This window comes from Salicola sp. Rm-C-2C1-2 (genome assembly GCF_040196175.1).
GTDB lineage: Bacteria > Pseudomonadota > Gammaproteobacteria > Pseudomonadales > Oleiphilaceae > Halospina.
This window is the reverse complement of the sequence record NZ_JBEFNF010000007.1, coordinates 114,706-128,679: the sequence shown is the minus strand read 5'-3', so window position 1 is coordinate 128,679 and position 13,974 is coordinate 114,706. Positions and strand designations below refer to the sequence as shown.

The following is a 13,974-nucleotide window of genomic DNA, read 5'->3' as shown; positions in this document are numbered from 1 at the left end:
GGCTCGGAAGCCGGGTTTTTTGTGTCGTGCCGTCGGAGTGGTTACTTCGGCTGCTTGACCGTACGCAGGTAAGGCTTGTGCGTGGTGAAGCCTTCCGGGTACTTTTTATGCGCGTCTTCGTCGCTCACGCTCGGCGGGATGATGACATCGTCACCGCTTTGCCAGTTCACGGGTGTGGCTACGGTTTCTTTGGCGGTCAGCTGGCAGGAGTCCAGCAAGCGCAGCACTTCGTCGAAGTTACGGCCAGAGGTCATGGGGTAGGTGAGCATGGCCTTGATCTTCTTGTCCGGCCCGATGATGAACACCGAGCGTACGGTGGCGTTGTCGGCCGGTGTGCGGCCTTCGGCTTCCGCTTCTTCATCAACGGGCAGCATGTCGTACTTCTGCGCAACGTTCAGGTCGGTGTCGCCAATCATAGGGTAGTTTGGCGCGGTGCCCTGAGTTTCCTCAATGTCTCTGGCCCAGCCCGCGTGGTTGTCCACCGGGTCGACGGAGAGGCCGATGATTCTGGTGTTGCGCTTATCGAACTCCGGCTTCAGCTTGGCCATGTAACCCAGCTCGGTGGTGCACACCGGTGTGAAGTCCTTCGGGTGCGAGAAGATGATGGCCCAGCTGTCGCCGATCCATTCGTGAAAGTTGATCTTGCCTTCGGTGGTCTGGGCCGTGAAATCCGGTGCTGTCTGTCCGATTCTGAGAGTCATTGGGCATTCTCCTGAGGGTTGTGGTCATCTATGTCTAGGATATATAAGCAGCTGTTCTTATCAAAATGGGTTTTATAGATAAGGTTATGCGGTTCCTTTGGTGCCATCCATTCAACGCTCCGTAGCATCTCGTATGTGCCTGAAATGGGCAATCCCCGGAGCACTGCGGCGCGTAGACCCGTTACAGGTCTGTAAGGATATTGCTTTATGAAACTCGCCTTCATCGATCTTGAAACCACGGGCGGAAGTGCCTCGCGCGACCGCGTCACCGAGATTGGTCTGCGCCTGTGGGAAGACGGCGAGGTGGTTGGGGACTGGCAAACGCTGGTGAATCCGGAGCAGACCATCCCGCACTACATCGAGTCCCTGACCGGCATCACCAATGCCATGGTGGCGGATGCACCGCGTTTTGAGGAGGTGGCGGAGACCTTCCGTGAAAAGGTGGGTAATGCGGTCTTCGTGGCGCATAACGCGCGCTTTGATTACGGCTTCATCAAGGCGGAGTTCCGGCGGCTGGGGAAGGCGTTTGCGGCGCCGGTGCTGTGCACGGTGAAGCTATCCCGCCGGCTTTATCCGGAATACCGGCGCCACAATATGGATGCACTGATCGAACGCCACGGGCTGAATCCAGGGCCGCGGCACCGGGCCATGGGCGATGTGGTGTCCATGGTCCAGTTCTTTGAGCGTACCCGGTCCGAGCAGGGCGTTGATTCGGTTGAGCAGGCCATCCAGGCGTTGCTGAAACGCCCCAGCATTCCTTCCCATATTTCGCCGGATATTCTGGATGAGCTGCCGGACACGCCTGGGGTCTACCGTTTCTACGGTGAGAATGACGTGCTGCTCTACGTGGGCAAGAGCACCAACATCCGCCAGCGGGTGGCGTCGCATTTCTCCGGGGATCACAACAGCAGCCGCGGTGTTCAGCTGTCCCAGAGCATGCGGCGGGTGGACTGGACCGAGACAGCCGGTGAGCTGGGGGCGTTGCTGCTGGAGCTGCACCAGATCAAGACGCTCAAGCCGCTGTACAATCGGCGCTCACGGGCGGCGAAACGGCTGGTCAGTATCGCGCTGGCGGAGACGGAGGCCGGGTATCTTGGCGCTGAGATGAGCTGGCGGATTGATCCTTCAAGTCTGGATCAGTATCACGGACTTTTCCGGTCTAAGAAGGATGCGCAGAAAGCGCTTCAGGGGATCGCCCAGAAGAATGAGCTGTGCAACCGGATGCTGGGGCTTGAAAGCGGACCAGGGCCCTGTTTTCAGCGGCGGCTGGGGCGGTGTCGGGGTGCCTGTGAGGAGGTGGAGGATGTCACCCGTTACAATCTGCGCACGAAGATTGCCTTCCACAGTCTGCAGCTGACGACCTGGCCCTGGGACGGGGCGATCGGGGTAGTAGAAGAGAATGAGGCCACGGGTAGAACGGATGTCCATGTGCTTTATAATTGGGCGCATCTTGCGACGGTTCAAAGTGAGGCGGAGTTGCGGGATCTGGAGCTGGGGCGCGAGGCGCTGGCGTTTGATCTGGATTCTTACAAGCTGCTGGTAAAGTATGTGATGGCGCCTTCGCATCGGTTGCGGGTTATTGAGTGTCCTTGGGTGCCGCGGCCGGAGGTTGTGTGGCCTTCTGTTGCGGAAGACTGAGGGTCAGTTGCTGGGGAGTGGTGCTGGTACTGCTTCCCGGGAAACGCTGTAAATACGTCCCTGTACGCTCCTCTTCCGCCATCGATGGCTCCAGAGGTTCCCGGTAAGCAGTACCAACACCACTCCCTTTGAGCGTGCCGCCATGCGCTGTGAATGGAAATTTTCCGAAAGAGAGCGATTGAATGAGTGATTCCTCCGTAAACCGAGCCACCTTTGACGAAGTCATGGTTCCGACCTACGCGCCCGGTGATGTGATCCCGGTGAACGGCGAGGGCGCCCGTGTCTGGGATCAGGAGGGGCATGAGTACATTGATCTGGCCGGAGGGATTGCGGTGACGGCGCTGGGGCATTCGCACCCCGGGGTGATGGCGGCGCTGCAGGAGCAGGCGGCGAAGATCTGGCATGTGAGCAATGTCATGACCAACGAGCCGGCGCTGAAACTGGGGCAGTATCTGTGTGAGCACACCTTCGCGGAGCGGGCGTTCTTTGCGAATTCCGGAGCGGAGGCCAACGAGGCGGCGTTCAAGCTGGCGCGGCGCTACAGCTGGGATCATCACGGTGATGGCAGGCACGAGATCATTGCCTTTGATGGCAGCTTTCATGGGCGGACGCTGTTCACCGTGGCCGTCGGCGGTCAGCCAAAGTATCTGGATGGCTTTCGGCCAGGGCCGGAGGGTATCCGGCACGCGCGCTTCAATGATGCGGATTCGGTAAAAGAGCAGATCTCGGATAAGACCTGCGCCATTGTGGTGGAACCGGTGCAGGGTGAGGGTGGTGTGCGCCCGGCGGATTACGGGTTCCTGCGCGAACTACGCCGGATCTGTGATGACAACGGGCTGCTGCTGATCTTTGATGAGGTTCAGTGTGGCGTGGGCCGTACTGGGCGGCTCTATGCCTATCAGGATTATCACGTGGAGCCGGACATCCTGACCACCGCCAAGGCGCTGGGTAACGGGTTTCCGATCTCGGCCATGCTCACGCGGGCGGACATCGCGGCGAGTTTCACGGTCGGTACTCATGGAACCACCTATGGCGGTAACCCTTTGGCCTGCGCCGTGGCGCGTCGGGTTCTGGAGCTGGTCAACACGGATGAGATACTGGGTGGTGTAGTGAAGCGCCAGCAGCGGTTAACTGAGTGGCTGGAGGCCATGGCCGAGGAAACAGGATTGTTCCGCGATGTGCGTGGCCGTGGCCTGTTGATGGGAGCGGAACTGGCCGAGCCCCACAGCGACAACATCAAAACCTTCGTGTCGGCCGCGCTGGAGACGGGCGTTCTGGTGCTGGTGGCGGGCGGCACGGTGCTGCGATTCGCGCCGCCGCTCAACATCCCCATGGCGGATCTGAATGAGGCACTGGGTCGCCTCGAAACGGCGTGGAAGGCGCTCAGCTAGCGGACTCGTCCTGAGCCTTTTTGGCCCGGCGGCGCTGCTCGATCACGTCGGAGGCTTCCGCGCCCACATGCGCCTCGCCACGTTGCTGTGCCAGACGGATCTGGCGCTCCCGTTCGGCGAAGCGTGCCATCTGCTCTTCAGTGAGTGACTCATAGCATCTGGGGCAGCTGATGCCTTTCTGGTATTGGGGCGACTGCTTGTCCGCTTCCGTGATCGGTCGACGGCAGGCGTGGCACTGGTCGTACTGACCGCGCTCCAGGTTCTGGTTCACTGCCACGCGCTCGTCGAACACGAAGCACTCGCCATTCCACAGCGACTGCTCCTCCGGCATCTCCTCGAAATAACGCAGTATGCCGCCTTCCAGGTGATAGACCTCCTCAAAGCCCTGTTCCCTGAGATAGGCCGTGGACTTTTCGCAACGGATGCCGCCGGTACAGAACATGGCCACCTTGCGGTGTTTCTGTGGGTCCAGATGCTTGGCCGCGTATTCCGGGAACTCGCGGAAGGCATCAGTGCCGGGGTTGATGGCGTTTTCGAAAGAGCCCACTTCCACCTCGTACTCGTTACGGGTGTCGATCACGGTCACTTCCGGGTCCTTTAGCAGCTCGTTCCATTCATGAGGCTTTACATAGGTGCCGGCGGACTGCTTCGGGTCGATCTCCTCAACGCCCATGGTGACGATCTCGCGCTTGAGCTTCACCTTGGTGCGGTTGAATGGCTGGATGTCCGTTTCGGAATCCTTATAGTCAATTCCGTCGAAACGCGGGTCCTCAGCGAGGCGCGCCTTGAGTGCGGCAATGGCCTCACGGGAGCCGGCCACGGTGCCATTAATGCCCTCGCGGGCCAGAAGCAGGGTGCCGCGGATGCCGTGGTCCAGCAGAAACTGGCGCAGTGGCTCGCGCAGCTGTTCGTAATCGTCGAGGCGCACAAAGCGGTAGAGTGCGCAAACGGCGTAGGGCGTCGTCATCGGGGATAGCCTCCGTTGCGGGCTGGAACGTAAAACCAGAGCAATGGTGAATGCGGATTGTACCCAATGTGCTTCACCGTTCGCCATGCAATCGGTATTCTGAGTGGTTACAGTGATAACTGATGTATAAGAGCAGAGCCCTTGCGTCCCATAGATCCCAAGTACTATTACCGGCGTTTCCTTCATCCACGCTACTGGCCGACCTGGTGTCTGATCGGGGTCCTGCGCCTGCTTGCCTATCTGCCGCTTCCCGTGTTGCAGGGAATCGGGCGAGTGCTGGGGTGGGGGAGCTATCTCATTGGTGCCGAGCGCCGGACGATTGCCCGCACCAATATCTCACTGTGCTTCCCAGAGTTGTCTTCCCGGGAGCAGGAGAAGCTGGTTCGGGAAAGCATTATCGCCACCACCAAGGGCTATGTTGAGAGTCCCAAAGCCTGGTGGGGGAACATGAAGCCGCATGTTGAAAGGCTTGAAGTGCATGGTAAGGAGCACCTGGAGGAAGCCCGCCGCCGAGGCAAAGGCATATTGATGCTGGGTGGCCACTTCAGCATTCTGGATTTTGCCGGGCCCTTTGCGAATGCCGTCTTCGACTTCAACCATATGTACCGGCCGAACAACAATCCTCTGTTTGATGCTGTTATTGAGCGCAACCGGCGCAAGTTCAGTGGCGCGGCCTTTGATAAGCGCCAGATGCGGGAGATGATGCGCTTCATTGAGGAAGGCAACATTGTTTGGTACGGCTGTGATCAGGACTTTGGCCCGCGCTACAGCGTTTTTGCACCCTTCCTTGGTGTGCCGGCGGCAACGCTCACAACACCTGCCTGGATCGCCCGGCAAACCGGTGCAACGGTCCTGTTTCTGAGCCAGTTCCGGGAGGGCAATGGCGTTTACAGCGTGCACTTTTCCGAGATTTTCGAGGACTACCCCTCGGACGATGAGGTGGCGAACGCAACCCGCCTGAACAACGAGATTGCGACCATGGTCAGGCGCTACCCGGAGCAGTATCTCTGGGTGCACCGGCGCTTCAAGACACGGCCAAAGGGTGAACCCAGTGTTTACCCGCCGAAGAAAAAGACATTCACGAAAAAGCTGCGAAAGATGATGCGGGGCTGATCAACCCGGAACCACTTTCCAATCAGGAGCCGCTCAATGGCCAGAACTGTTTTCTGCCGCAAATACCAACAGGACCTGGAAGGCCTCGACTTTGCCCCGCTGCCGGGCGAGAAGGGCCAGGACATCTTCAACAACATCTCAAAGCAGGCGTGGGAGGAGTGGCAGGCCCGCCAGACCCGCCTGATCAACGAGAAGCACCTCAACATGCTGGACCCGAAGGCGCGGGAATATCTGCAGCAGCAGATGGAGGCGTTCTTCAACAACGAGGAGTCTGACGAGGCTGATGGCTTCGTTCCACCAGAAGAATAACCTGATTTGAGCGCCAGCCCTTGACGCTGGCGCTCCAAATCGGTTTAATACCGCTCCATTGGCCCGGATAGCTCAGTCGGTAGAGCAGTGGATTGAAAATCCTCGTGTCGGCGGTTCGATTCCGTCTCCGGGCACCAACCTTTCCCGCGATTTTGCAAACCCCTCGGCGTCAGCCGGCATGAACCAATAATGCAATCCCTGAGCACCCAGTCTGTTCTAAGCGCTACTTGAGCTTCGATGCCCAGATTGCCAGCTTATGCTTCATGGCTTTTTGTGACACCTGATCCTCCGGGATGGGCTGAATCATGTTGTCGTGGACCAGCAGGCGGTAAATGTATTCGATTTTCTGCGCCTGTGAATCCGTGGCCTCGAATTCCACTACGCCCCGGTTTTCGCCATACTTCATGCCTTCCTCAATGGCTTTTTTGACCATTTCCTTTTCGTTCTTGAGCTGTTTCATCGTGCCACCTCGCTGGTGAATGCCATTCGGCGTTGGGAACCACCATAACGCCCTGACTATGCGTGGGCCACTGTCTGTGAGCACAGTTTTGTCGGCGTCTTTGAGCGGCTGAGGCGGAGATGGCTGATCGGGCTCAGGGCGTTTCGTAGGCGTCAGCCATGTTCTGGATGACCGAGAACGCGCCGCGCAGCTCGCCCGCTTCATAACCCACCGCTTTGTCCGCAGGATACTGTTCCTCAAGTGTGGTGCGTATGGCTTTGGGCTGGTTCTCAACCGGGCCATGGCAGCCGAGGCACTGGGGTTTAACGCCAATGGCCTTCATGTACCGGAAGTAGCGGTCGTCGCCGGCTTTTTCCACGCTGGCGTGCTCCAGCTTTGGCATGGCGGCGCCGTCGTCAAGCTCGCTTTGGAAGCGGGACAGGATCTCCGCCTCGTGCGCATCCGGCATGCCCAGCAGCGGATTGCGCACCCGTGTTCCCACTCGGGTGATCTGCCAGCCTGTTTCGCGTGAAAGCCTGGATTTAATCGCTGGGGCACGGTCACGGCAGACGCGGATGGCGGCTTTCGGGCCACCTTCCTTCATGGCGGCCTTAAGCTCGGATGAAAGTTGGTCGGCCAGCTGTGTCACAACGTCCCTGGCGCCCGCCTTGCGCTGCTCAAGCTCGCTGGATTGTGGCGGCTCAGAAGCGGGGACTGCGGTTGGAATAATGGCAACAAGCATCAGTACAGCGATAAAGCGGTTCATGACGGGCCCTTTACTGTGGTTAATATTAGAATAATCTAAATTGTTTGGGCCCGTGAATCAAGGTGGTTTCAGGGTGTGCGCCTAACCGCTGGGCTCAGGGGCGCAGTAAAGCTCATACAGGTGCGACATGAGCTCGATGATCCGAGGGTCCTTGATCCGGTAGTGAACCGTCTGCCCCTCTTTGCGTGAGATCACGAGGTTTTCCGCTCTGAGGCGTGCCAGGTGTTGAGAAAGCGCGGACTGGCTGAGAGGCACCTCGTTGTTGATGGTGCCCACTGTTTTTTCCTCTTGAATAAGGCAGCACAGGATCATCAGCCGGTTGGGGTTGGCGATGGATTTCAGAACCTGACTTGCCTCTTCCGCATGCACCGCCATCTCTTCGGCGGTGAGGTTGGTGGCGTTGCTGAGATTCTGAGGTGCAGTGGCGGACTCTGGAGATTTCATTTGTCGCTTCCCGACTTCTGTATTAGTTTATTCTAAACTAACCGCGTTGAGAGAGGAACTGGCTATGACTGTTAATGATGCGCTCCGGTTGATCGCAGGTGCCTTCGTGCTGATTTCCGTACTGCTGGCTCATTTTCTGCACCCCGCCTGGCTTCTTTTTACAGGGTTTATTGCGCTGAATCTGATGCAGTCAGCATTCACAGGCTGGTGTCCAATGATGACTCTGCTGCGGAAAGCAGGTCTTAAGGAATGCTGAGTGAGTTTACTGTCAGAGCGATGATATCAAAGGTTTGGTGGCGATGGGTTGCTTAGAAAGGCCGGACCTGTAGCGTTATGGCACAGGTCCGGACCGACCACGCTAGTTCTTACCAGCTTGAATCACCGGCATGCTCGTCGCCTTGGTCATCGGAATGCGCTTCCTCGCCTGCGTGCTCATCCGATTCGGACCTATCGTCTTCACTGGAACTGTCGTCTTCTCCAGAATCGGCTTCCTGATCAGTATGATCGTGCTGCGCGTGTTCTTCAGCCTGGGCATTGTCACCCGCATGTTCATCGCCATGGCTGGATGCCACTGCCAGTCCACCCATAGTGAGCCCTGCCATCATTGCCAGGATGGTAATGGTTGCCTGAAAACGTTTCATTGTTTTTGCTCCTCATCGCTGCCGTACATGCAATCAGCATGCTTTCGATACCTTTGACGCTGTCGTTCTCACCGTCAATGACCATCTCGATTTACGACGTCGTTCGCCGCTCCGGATCAGCCTGATTCGCGTTGCGCGGTGATAGTGGCTCAGTGAGCCAGGCCAAAAATGACAGATAATCGTCGCGCCCCTCGGGCAGTCCCAGGTGCTCCAGCTCTTTGCCATCGGGCTCCTGATAGGTTCCAAACAGACGGTCCCAGACGATGAAAATCGTCGCAAAATTGGCATCGCCTGTGCGGCGGGAGACAGTGTGGTGGCTGGTATGGAATCGCGGGGTCACGATGAATAAACGCAGCATACGCTCCCAGCGTTCAGGAAAGTCGATGTTTGAGTGATGGAACTGGCTGGCCAGGCTGACGCCAATCTCAAAGGCCACAAACCCGGCCAGGCTTGGTCCCCAGGCACCAATCCAGACGAGTTTCACGAAGAAGGAAATGAACAGTTCCCCAGGGTGGAAGCGCAGAGCGGTGGTGACGTCTACATGGGTATCTACGTGATGCACCTTGTGGAAGCGCCAGAGCAGACCCACACGGTGATTGAAGCGGTGCCACCAGTAATCGAACATGTCCAGCACGATGAGGGTCGCGACGATGCCGCCAACGCCGCTGTAGCCCAGCATCGGTGCCAGCCCCCAGCCCTGTTTGGCAATGTATTCTGTCCAGTAGAGAAACGGCGCAAGGATGAGCAGCTTGAGGACGACTGTGTTGAATACGGCCACGGCGGCATGCATCCGCAGGCGTTTTCCACGTGGTTCCTGCCAGGGCCGCTTGGCCGCTATCCCCTCGATCAGGAAAAACAGCGCAAAACCGCCGAGGAAGAGGGGAAGCTTTAAATCGTCCATAGTCTCAGCTCCAGTGTACTGCGGTGCCGCTCTTTAGCCCGTAGGCGGCTACCGAAGCAGGTTGATCCGGTCATCCACAAAGTTGTATCGGGGTTGTTGAACCCATCGGCCGTTTTGATGCACGGGCAGCTTGTGGACGTTCTCCTCGTACACGATTAGCTCGCCATCATGCACCTGCAGCCAGAAATCCAGGTCATAGGTTTTATAGGGGTCGCCGATGGCCGCGAAGTTGGTGCATGCGAAGTAGTGGCCATCGCCCATGGTGCGCACCGGGTCATGGATTTTCTGGAATCGCAGGTCCAGGGTCTGGCTGGTCCGCGGGTCCGTTATCTCGAATACGCCGGGGTTGCCCATCCGCGTGCGATTGTCGATGTGCTCGCGCATTGCGGCCTTGATGTCGCTCGCGGTGAATTCGTCCCGTGCGGGCTCACTGTTTTTGGCCGGTGCCGGCTCAGCGGTGCTCTGACTTGGAGCCGAGCCATTCGTTTCATCGCCCGAGGTTTGGTCGCTGCTGCCGGCGGTGTCACCGCCGCATCGGGCCAGCACCAGAATCAGGATGACGGGCAGGGCAATCATTCCCTTGCGAAGCAGCCACGATAGCCGATCGTCTTGCATGGGGACTCCTTTTAAATGAAATTATGCAATAGGTACGTTCATTTGTCGGGGTACGTGCACTGTCCCCCTGGGGAGGGACTCGATGGGGCTCCGTCTGTAATACTAGGAGAACCGCAGAGCCGTGCAAGGCGTAGGGATCTGTATGACTGAAAACAATCCCCGCAATCTTATTCTGATCCTCGGCGATCAACTCACTCCGTCACTCACTGCATTGGCGGAAGCCGACCCCAACCGCGACCATGTTGTTATGGCCGAGGTCGCCGAAGAGGCTGGCTACACCAATCACCACAAGCAGAAACTGGCGCTGATTTTCAGCGCTATGCGCCACTTTGCAACGGAGCTGGAGCAGGCGGGGTGGTGTGTTCATTACCATGCGTTTGATCCAGACAGTGCGCATCAAAGCCTTGGCGACGTAGTCCGCGAGACGGCTGACGCCGTGGGAGCCGAGGGCGTGGTTGCCACCGAATGCGGTGAGTGGCGGTTGGATCAGGCGATGCGGCAGTGGGAGTTGCCAGTATCGCTGAGCATTCGTCCGGACAACCGCTTTTTTGCCACCGTTGAGCGCTTTCAGAAGTGGACCCGTAACCGCAAGCAGTGGCGCATGGAGTACTTCTACCGGGAGCTGCGCCGGGAGTCGGGCCTGTTGGTGGATGCCGATGGTCAGCCCGAGGGCGGTGAGTGGAACCTGGATGCGTCAAACCGTAAGAAGTGGAAAGGTGATCCGCCGGCACCTCCGGCGTTCCGGGTTGAGCCGGATGCCACGACCAGGGCCGTTATTTCGGAGGTCGGATCCCACCTGGGTGGCCACATTGGTAACACGGATTCCTTCGGCTGGGCAGTCACCCGGGAAGACGCGCTGGCTGCCCTGGACCACTTTCTGACACACCGGCTGCCGTGGTTCGGCGATTTCCAGGACGCCATGGCCGATGACGAGCCGAATCTGTTCCACGCGCTGCTTTCGCCCTATCTCAATATCGGGCTGTTGCTCCCGAGGGAAGTCTGCGAGGCGGCCCAGGCGCAATATCATGCCGGTCGCGCGCCGTTGAATGCCGTTGAGGGCTTTATCCGCCAGATCCTGGGGTGGCGGGAGTTCGTGCGCGGGCTCTACTGGACGCTGATGCCCGGCTATGCGGATGAAAACCGGCTCGGCAACACCGCGCCTCTGCCAGCTTTCTACTGGACCGGCGACACCCGGATGCGCTGCATGGCCAAAGCCATCGGCAACACCCTGGAGCACGCCTACGCCCACCACATTCAACGGCTGATGGTGACGGGTAACTTCGCGCTGCTGGCCGGCGTCCATCCCGAGGCGATCTGCGACTGGTACCTGGGCGTCTACGCGGATGCGTTCGATTGGGTGGAGCGGCCCAACACCCAGGGCATGGTGATGCATGCGGACGGTGGCATTCTGGGATCGAAGCCTTACGCGGCTAGCGGTAAGTACATTAACCGGATGTCCGATCACTGCCGCCACTGCGTCTACAACGTGAACGCCACCACCGGCCCGGATGCCTGTCCGTTCAACAGCCTTTACTGGCATTTCATTGATCGTCACCGCGAGCACTTCAAGTCCAATCCGCGCATGGGCATGATTTACCGGAACTGGGAAAAGCAGGGTGAAGAACAACGCGCAGCGGTTCTGGCGAAAGCGGAAGAGGCATTGGTTAACGTCAACGCGCTTTAGCGTGGCTCATGCAGCCGTTACTCAAACAGGTCCATCTGAGCGTTGCTGCCTTTGCGGCGCTTGGCGCGTGTCCCGGCGCGCGGCCTGCGCGGCTGGTTGGCACGGCTGCCGTGGCGCTGCAGCACTTGGTTGGTGGCTTCTCTGCGAACATGCTGCTGTCGCCACGCTTTGATGTGGGCCCTGGCCTGGCGCGCGCCTTCCTCATGATCAATAACAGGTAAAGGATACGCCCCGGCACCGAACTGGTCGCGCTGTGTGGATGACAGGCCCCAGGGGGTATGAACCCATTCTGCGGGTAGACCGGCAAGTTCTGGGACCCAGTCGCGGATGAAGACACCTTGGGGGTCCAGTTTCTGCGATTGAAGCACCGGGTTGTAGATGCGTAGGGCGTTGATGCCGGTCAGCCCTGACTGCATCTGGGCCTGCGGGTAGTGGATGCCAGGCTCGTAATCGGTGAAAAGCCGTGCCAGATGCAGGGCCGGCTCACGCCAGTGTTGATGCAGATGATAGCTGGCGACGGCCATGAGCATGGCCCGCATCCGGAAATTGATCCATCCGCTGTGGTGGAGTGCCCGCATGCAGGCGTCCACCAGCGGCCAGCCAGTGAGGCCCTGGCACCAACGCTCAAGCGCCTCCGGCGATTCGCCGGGCTGGCGTAGTCCTTCCAGGTCCGGGTGGATGGTCCGGAACTCAATGGCTGGCTCATCTTCCAGCTTTTGTATGAAGTGGCAGTGCCAGTGCAGGCGCGAACGGAAGGCTCTGAGGCTGCGGCGATGCCCGGCTGGTATCTCCGGGGCGGCTGCTATGGTCTGGCACTGTTGCACGATGCGTCGCAGTGAGACCGTACCGTGGGCTATGTGTGGGCTCAGGCGTGAGCTGGCCTCCCAAGCGGTTACCGGGCTGGAGATCCGCTTCTCGTAACCCTTGCTCCGCTGTTTCAGGAACTCTTCAAGCAGATTGTCTCCCTGGCTCATGCCGCCACGCTGGCGTCCGGGGCAGGGGCGTTGATCCCAGCACACCGGTGTGATCACCGATTCAGGAGGGTGAAGGTTATCCGTCAGTGATGGGGTGATGCGTGACGGCGCAGGGTAAGCGGGCGCTTGCATTACTTGTCGCCATGCCTGGTCCCAGTGATCCCGGTCATGCGGGCCCCGGACCACGCCGAATTGCGCGTATTCCCGCCATTGAACCCCATTCTGCCGGCACCAGCAGGCAACAGCGCGGTCCCGTTGGAAGGTCCAGTCATTCCCCGTCTCCTGGTGGCTGACCAGATGGGTGAAGCCAGTCTGTTGTCGCAACTGCTCCAGAACTTTGATTACATCACCGTGTTTGATGATCAGGGGGGCGCCCAGAGCACGCAGGGCAGTGTCCAGCTCATGCAGCGAGTCACGGATGAAGGCCCACTGGCGCTCGCTGGTATCCGCAAGGCACCAGTAATCCGGCTCGACCACGTAGAGAGGCAGGAGGTTGTCTTCGACCCCATCATACAGCGGGCCATGATCATCCACCCGCAGGTCTCTTTTGAACCAGACAACGGTTGTCATCGCAGCACTTGCTCCGGGTGTCGGCGGTGGCGCCGGCAGCGTTCACTGCAATAGGTCACCTGATCCCAGCAGCGTGCCCATTTACGCCGCCATTTGAAGGGGCGCTGGCAGACCGGGCAGATTTTCTCGGGAAGTGGTTTGTGACTCATGCCTTGAGGTACGGTTAAAGGGGGAATATGGACTGCCAGGTGGTCCCTGCGCTGGCGATTTGACGTATCATGGGGGAAAAATCAAAGAGGGCAGGTTTCGGATTGATGGATGAGCGCAAAAGCAATATTGCGTTGATTGGTATGCCGGGCTCGGGCAAGAGCACCGTTGGTGTGCTACTGGCTAAAGCCAGTGGCCGGGATTTTGTGGATACGGATCTGCTGATCCAGAGTCGGACGGGCTCAAGCCTTCAGTCGATTGTCGATGAGCGGGGCTATGAAGCGCTGCGCGAGGTGGAAGAGCAGGTGTTGCTGTCGCTGGCGGTTTCCAACCACGTGATTGCTACTGGCGGTAGTGTGGTCTATAGCGAGGCGGGCATGGCCCATCTTAAGACCAGCAGTGTGGTGGTCTTTCTCGACGTCTCGCTCAATACGGTCCGCAACCGGATCGGTGACTACAGCCTGCGGGGCATTTCCAAAAGGCCGGACCAAAGCATTCAGGATCTGTTTGAAGAACGCCTGGATCTTTATCGACATTATTCAGACATCGTCATTGCCTGTGATAACCGATCCATGGAACGGGTGTGCGAGGCAGCGCTCGCGCAGCTTGAGGAATGCCCTTAGCGTCGTAATGACGGCCTCTGGTTTGAACGGGGTCAATTTTCTCTGGCAGGT

17 protein-coding genes and 1 tRNA gene are annotated in these 13,974 nt (G+C 58.8%); 8 read left to right on the top strand and 10 right to left on the bottom strand.

The features are described from left to right. Positions 1 to 41: 41 nt before the first annotated feature. Complete coding sequence (locus tag AAF659_RS12335; RefSeq protein ID WP_349752062.1) at positions 42 to 701, bottom strand: peroxiredoxin; 660 nt, start codon at positions 699 to 701, stop codon at positions 42 to 44. Positions 702 to 908: 207 nt separating this feature from the next. Here AAF659_RS12335 and AAF659_RS12330 point away from each other — a divergent pair, with 207 nt between their 5' ends. Together AAF659_RS12330 and AAF659_RS12325 are read left to right on the top strand one after the other, a co-directional pair. After that, positions 909 to 2,339 carry an exonuclease domain-containing protein gene (locus tag AAF659_RS12330; RefSeq protein ID WP_349752061.1) on the top strand — a complete coding sequence of 477 codons (1,431 nt, stop codon included), beginning with the start codon at positions 909 to 911 and terminating at the stop codon, positions 2,337 to 2,339. 182 nt (positions 2,340 to 2,521) lie between these two features. Beyond that, entirely contained in the window at positions 2,522 to 3,730 is a 1,209-nt protein-coding gene (locus tag AAF659_RS12325; RefSeq protein WP_349752060.1) for an acetylornithine/succinyldiaminopimelate transaminase, read from the top strand. Here AAF659_RS12325 and trhO read toward each other — a convergent pair. Next, positions 3,723 to 4,697, bottom strand: a complete 975-nt coding sequence (gene trhO / locus AAF659_RS12320) for an oxygen-dependent tRNA uridine(34) hydroxylase TrhO (RefSeq protein WP_349752059.1) — start codon at positions 4,695 to 4,697, stop codon at positions 3,723 to 3,725. The genes AAF659_RS12325 and trhO overlap by 8 nt on opposite strands. A gap of 141 nt (positions 4,698 to 4,838) precedes the next feature. On the opposite strand from trhO, the gene AAF659_RS12315 reads away from it, so the two are divergent. From AAF659_RS12315 to AAF659_RS12305, 3 genes are all read left to right on the top strand, one after another. Then, on the top strand, positions 4,839 to 5,810 hold the full coding sequence (locus tag AAF659_RS12315; protein ID WP_349752058.1) for an LpxL/LpxP family acyltransferase: 972 nt from the start codon (positions 4,839 to 4,841) through the stop codon (positions 5,808 to 5,810). Positions 5,811 to 5,846: 36 nt separating this feature from the next. Then, positions 5,847 to 6,119, top strand: a complete 273-nt coding sequence (locus AAF659_RS12310) for an oxidative damage protection protein (RefSeq protein ID WP_349752057.1) — start codon at positions 5,847 to 5,849, stop codon at positions 6,117 to 6,119. 61 nt (positions 6,120 to 6,180) lie between these two features. Further along, a tRNA-Phe gene (locus AAF659_RS12305) sits at positions 6,181 to 6,256 on the top strand. A gap of 86 nt (positions 6,257 to 6,342) precedes the next feature. Here the strand turns inward: AAF659_RS12305 and AAF659_RS12300 are convergent. From AAF659_RS12300 to AAF659_RS12290, 3 genes are all read right to left on the bottom strand, one after another. Beyond that, the gene (locus AAF659_RS12300) at positions 6,343 to 6,579 is read right to left on the bottom strand and encodes a DUF5062 family protein (protein WP_349752056.1); all 237 of its coding nucleotides are present in this window, start codon (positions 6,577 to 6,579) and stop codon (positions 6,343 to 6,345) included. 133 nt (positions 6,580 to 6,712) lie between these two features. After that, positions 6,713 to 7,324 (bottom strand): Tll0287-like domain-containing protein, encoded by a 612-nt coding sequence (locus tag AAF659_RS12295; protein WP_349752055.1) that lies wholly within the window; start codon positions 7,322 to 7,324, stop codon positions 6,713 to 6,715. Positions 7,325 to 7,405: 81 nt separating this feature from the next. Further along, positions 7,406 to 7,768: an ArsR/SmtB family transcription factor gene (locus AAF659_RS12290; RefSeq protein ID WP_349752054.1), complete on the bottom strand. Its 363-nt coding sequence runs from the start codon at positions 7,766 to 7,768 to the stop codon at positions 7,406 to 7,408. A gap of 64 nt (positions 7,769 to 7,832) precedes the next feature. Between AAF659_RS12290 and AAF659_RS15130 the strand changes: the two genes are divergently transcribed. Next, positions 7,833 to 8,024 (top strand): YgaP family membrane protein, encoded by a 192-nt coding sequence (locus AAF659_RS15130; RefSeq protein ID WP_502949211.1) that lies wholly within the window; start codon positions 7,833 to 7,835, stop codon positions 8,022 to 8,024. A 109-nt stretch (positions 8,025 to 8,133) separates the two neighbouring features. Here the strand turns inward: AAF659_RS15130 and AAF659_RS12285 are convergent, their stop codons facing one another. The 3 genes from AAF659_RS12285 to AAF659_RS12275 all read right to left on the bottom strand — a co-directional run bounded on the left by AAF659_RS12285 (position 8,134) and on the right by AAF659_RS12275 (position 9,925). Then, complete coding sequence (locus tag AAF659_RS12285; RefSeq protein ID WP_349752053.1) at positions 8,134 to 8,409, bottom strand: hypothetical protein; 276 nt, start codon at positions 8,407 to 8,409, stop codon at positions 8,134 to 8,136. 91 nt (positions 8,410 to 8,500) lie between these two features. Continuing rightward, the gene (locus tag AAF659_RS12280) at positions 8,501 to 9,310 is read right to left on the bottom strand and encodes a sterol desaturase family protein (RefSeq protein ID WP_349752052.1); all 810 of its coding nucleotides are present in this window, start codon (positions 9,308 to 9,310) and stop codon (positions 8,501 to 8,503) included. A gap of 48 nt (positions 9,311 to 9,358) precedes the next feature. Next, complete coding sequence (locus tag AAF659_RS12275) at positions 9,359 to 9,925, bottom strand: hypothetical protein (protein WP_349752051.1); 567 nt, start codon at positions 9,923 to 9,925, stop codon at positions 9,359 to 9,361. A gap of 142 nt (positions 9,926 to 10,067) precedes the next feature. Between AAF659_RS12275 and AAF659_RS12270 the strand changes: the two genes are divergently transcribed. After that, positions 10,068 to 11,609 carry a cryptochrome/photolyase family protein gene (locus AAF659_RS12270; RefSeq protein WP_349752050.1) on the top strand — a complete coding sequence of 514 codons (1,542 nt, stop codon included), beginning with the start codon at positions 10,068 to 10,070 and terminating at the stop codon, positions 11,607 to 11,609. 17 nt (positions 11,610 to 11,626) lie between these two features. Here the strand turns inward: AAF659_RS12270 and AAF659_RS12265 are convergent, their stop codons facing one another. Both AAF659_RS12265 and AAF659_RS12260 read right to left on the bottom strand, forming a co-directional pair. Continuing rightward, entirely contained in the window at positions 11,627 to 13,153 is a 1,527-nt protein-coding gene (locus tag AAF659_RS12265) for an FAD-binding domain-containing protein (RefSeq protein ID WP_349752049.1), read from the bottom strand. Further along, positions 13,150 to 13,302, bottom strand: a complete 153-nt coding sequence (locus AAF659_RS12260; protein ID WP_349752048.1) for a DUF2256 domain-containing protein — start codon at positions 13,300 to 13,302, stop codon at positions 13,150 to 13,152. Before AAF659_RS12260 ends, AAF659_RS12265 begins: the two co-directional genes overlap by 4 nt. A gap of 105 nt (positions 13,303 to 13,407) precedes the next feature. On the opposite strand from AAF659_RS12260, the gene AAF659_RS12255 reads away from it, so the two are divergent. Then, a complete protein-coding gene (locus tag AAF659_RS12255; protein ID WP_349752047.1) occupies positions 13,408 to 13,923 on the top strand; it encodes a shikimate kinase in 516 nt (171 codons plus the stop codon). Positions 13,924 to 13,974: the final 51 nt, after the last annotated feature.